The sequence below is a fragment of the Streptococcus sp. NLN76 genome (assembly GCF_015686645.1).
Lineage (GTDB): Bacteria > Bacillota > Bacilli > Lactobacillales > Streptococcaceae > Streptococcus.
Genome location: NZ_JADPMS010000077.1, coordinates 1 through 3,390 on the forward strand (window position 1 = coordinate 1; position 3,390 = coordinate 3,390).

Annotated in this window: 3 protein-coding genes and 2 pseudogenes; 3 read left to right on the forward strand and 2 right to left on the reverse strand. The window is 36.2% G+C overall.

The genetic code is table 11. The features are described from left to right. Nucleotides 1-499: transposase (locus I1A59_RS09120; RefSeq protein WP_196092448.1), on the reverse strand; the 499-nt coding region annotated here is incomplete at its 3' end. Nucleotides 500-691: 192 nt separating this feature from the next. Between I1A59_RS09120 and I1A59_RS09125 the strand changes: the two genes are divergently transcribed. Beyond that, nucleotides 692-1,387, forward strand: a complete 696-nt coding sequence (locus I1A59_RS09125; protein WP_196092449.1) for a hypothetical protein — start codon at nt 692-694, stop codon at nt 1,385-1,387. Between the two features lie 43 nt (nt 1,388-1,430). Next, nucleotides 1,431-1,634, forward strand: a pseudogene (locus I1A59_RS09130) (IS30 family transposase); the annotation flags it as partial. A 253-nt stretch (nt 1,635-1,887) separates the two neighbouring features. On the opposite strand, the pseudogene I1A59_RS09135 reads toward I1A59_RS09130, so the two are convergent. Then, nucleotides 1,888-2,151: pseudogene (locus I1A59_RS09135) on the reverse strand (type II toxin-antitoxin system RelE/ParE family toxin); the annotation flags it as partial. 68 nt (nt 2,152-2,219) lie between these two features. Between I1A59_RS09135 and I1A59_RS09140 the strand changes: the two are divergent. Then, a protein-coding gene (locus I1A59_RS09140) for an IS3 family transposase (RefSeq protein ID WP_196092451.1) occupies nt 2,220-3,376 on the forward strand; the annotation gives its coding sequence in 2 pieces (ribosomal slippage) (nt 2,220-2,505 and nt 2,505-3,376; 1,158 coding nt in all). Nucleotides 3,377-3,390: the final 14 nt, after the last annotated feature.

The window sequence follows — 3,390 nt, forward strand, 5'->3', positions numbered from 1 at the left end:
TAGCACGGTAATGGGCATTGTAATCCGAACCTTCTTGCTTCCCATAAGTTGTAAAATGAGTTGAATCGACATCAATGATAAGATTATCCAACTGATGAAATTGTAAAAAGAGTTGGATTAGTTCAAAATTAAGCTGTCTTAAAGCCTCAACAGTTTCTTCCGTTGCACGTGAAAAGAAACGTGACAGGGTTGATTGAGAGGCTACTTGTTTCGACTCTAGCAGCTGATAGAAATAAGCATCATCTTTCAATTCTTGACAGGCATAGTCTGTATCATGACCCGCTAGAATTTGAAAAATAAGTTGGATAACAATCATTGTGTCTGAGTAAAGAGGGGAATGGCGTTGATCATTAGTGACTAAATATTTGGAAATTAACTCAGCCAGCTTCAAGACCTCAAACAATTCTTTAAAGAGAATCAGTCCGCCATAATTCGTAAGATTTCCTTCCTCAAAAGAAAAATTCTTGTTTTTGGCATTATTATTTGTTAGACTGAACATGTGGATTTCCTTTCTTTTTGTGGTTTTTCTTTCACTTATATCATAAAAGGGAAATCCTTTTTTGTCTAGTCGAATGTTTCACCCAATGGGTGAAAAGCAGAACCTTCCAGAAACCCTGTGATCAATACGGTTTCTGGAAGGTTTTTAAGTTAGGTATGAATAATTCGGGTTAATAGCCTTGAAGTAAGGGAGGTGGAAAAATATTTTAGTATCCAATCTCGAAAAAAGGAAAATCGACTGAATTCCGACCAGTACCAACTATTTCACCAAATTGATAACGGATATTTACTGACTGGAAAAGAAATCTTTGAGGTTGCTCAATTCAATCTACGGGAAGTATTATGGTGCCGTTTTTACAGTCCTAGTCTTCAAATCCACTTTGGCTCTGATTATTACATGTATGTTCAAAGCATGGAAGAAGATAAATTTGAGCAGTGTAAGGAGATAATTCGTGAGAATAACCTTTACTATCAAGAATTCTCTATATCTCCTTATCAAATGGAAGAAGAAGATATAGTGCCTTATACCTATACCTGGGGTGATGGTCAACTGAACCCATCAGGCGATTATCACCATGACCTACGTATTTCCAAAGATAATCCTCTAAATCGCACCTATACCGAATGGAGTAATTTTGACGAAATCGAAAACGGACTGGATTGGGAAGAGTATCAAGCCATAGAACAAAAATATCTTCAGCTGGTTTTAGATTTCTTAGAGCTATTTCAGATAACCAAACTAGTCTTCAATGGTTTATCACTTAACAAAATTTCAGAACTAGATGTCCCTCCTCATTACTTTTCCCCTCAAGAAAAAACACTATTCCAACAATTATATGAATACCCAATTTGTAAAATTAAGCTAGACACAAAAAGCCATTTATGTTAGGCTCAGATAAACTACCACATTTGTCTGAAAGGAACTAACATAAATGACCTATAACCATCTTACTACAAATGAACTTGTAATGATAGAGGCATATTATCAAGAAAGCGTAAAAGTTGTCCAAATTGCAGAAGCACTTGGTAGATCCAAACAGACTATCTACAATGTTATCAACTTTCTCAAACAAGGTCATTCCGCTTATGATTACTATGAACAGTATAAGGAGAACAAAAAGCGCTGCGGAAGGAAGTTAACTACTCTTACTACTGCAGAACAAGAGTTTATTCAAACACATCTGGAACAAGATTTGAACCAACTCAAGACTATAACACTCTCACTTAGAATCATCTGGGATATCTGAAAATGTGCGAAATTACGTCCAGTCCAAATGTGCACGCAGTGCGTGCATATTTGGATACGACTTAAAGAACTGAATAGCTCACAAATGCCCACGAATTATGATAGCCCTATCGTACTAAATAACCTTGGGTAATTCCTCCAAGCTATTTATAAATTTCTTTCCTGTGACCAACTTCAACGGCTAATACAATCATTTCATTATCTCGAATATCACAGATAACCCGATAATTGCCAAGCCTGTAGCGCCATAAACCTTTTTTATTTCCCACTAAAGCTTTACCAATCTGTCTAGGATTTTCCAAGCCATCAAGACATTTTTTCATATCTTTAGCCAACATCAGTCTGACATGCTTATCCATCTTTTTGAGTTGCTTTTTTACCTCTTCGCTAACTACAAGTCTATAAGTTGGATGGGTTACACTAAACTAGACAGAAATTATAAACTCTTCTAAAATTGAATCAAAAGGAGAATATTATGGCTAGGCGTACCCGTCGTCATTTCAGTGACGAATTCAAACAACAAATCGTAGATCTTCATCGAGCAGGTAAAAGACGCAGTGAAATTATCGAACAGTATGATTTGACTCCCTCAACCTTTGATAAATGGATTAGACAGTCTAAAACAACCGGCTCCTTTAAATCAATTGATAATCTTTCTGATGAGCAACGAGAGCTAATGGAATTACGAAAAGAAAACCAGCGCTTGAAAATGGAGGTAGATATTTTAAAGCAAGCGGCAGTGATTATGGCACAAAAAGAGCGATAATTACTGCTAACAAAGACAAATACAGCGTAACGGACATGTGTCGCATTCTAGAAATTTCACGTTCTACCTACTATTACAAAGCTAAAGACCCCAAGGAAACATGTTCCTCAGATAATCATCAAGAAATGATTGAAGAATCTGTTCAAAGAATTTTCAAGAAGAGTCGAGGTGTTTATGGAGCTAGAAAAATTAAGAAAGCACTTGCCAAGGAAGAAATCCAATTGTCTAGACGCAAGGCACGCCAAATTATGAAAAAACACAATTTGATATCAGCTTATCAAATAGCTCATTACAAACCCTATTCAAAAGGGAAAAATGAAAACTCGATCCCAAACAAAGTTAATCGAGAATTCAGTAATAGAAATCCTCTGGAAGTAATCGTTTCCGATCTAACCTATGTTCGTATCCAGAAACGATGGGCCTATGCCTGTATCATTATTGATCTCTTTAATCGTGAGATTATCGGTCAATCATTTGGATGGCAAAAATCAGCTGAATTAGTCAAAGAGGCAATTCAAAGTATTCCTTATTCATTGACAGAAGTTCAACTTTTTCATTCAGATAGGGGAAAGGAATTTGACAATAAGCTGATAGATGAAGTATTTAGTGCCTTCACCATTGAGAAATCACTCAGTGAGGCTGGTTGTCCCTATGATAATGCCGTAGCAGAAAGTACATTTAAATCTTTCAAAGTAGAATTTGTTCAGCAAGAATCGTTTGAAACATTGGATGAATTAAGATTAAAATCGTTAGATTACATTCACTGGTGGAATCACCAAAGGATCCATGGAAGCCTCAATTACCAGACACCTATGGACGTCAGACTAAGGTCTGACGAAAAAGAATTTATAAATTTGTCCAAATAGGTGTTGCCTTTCCA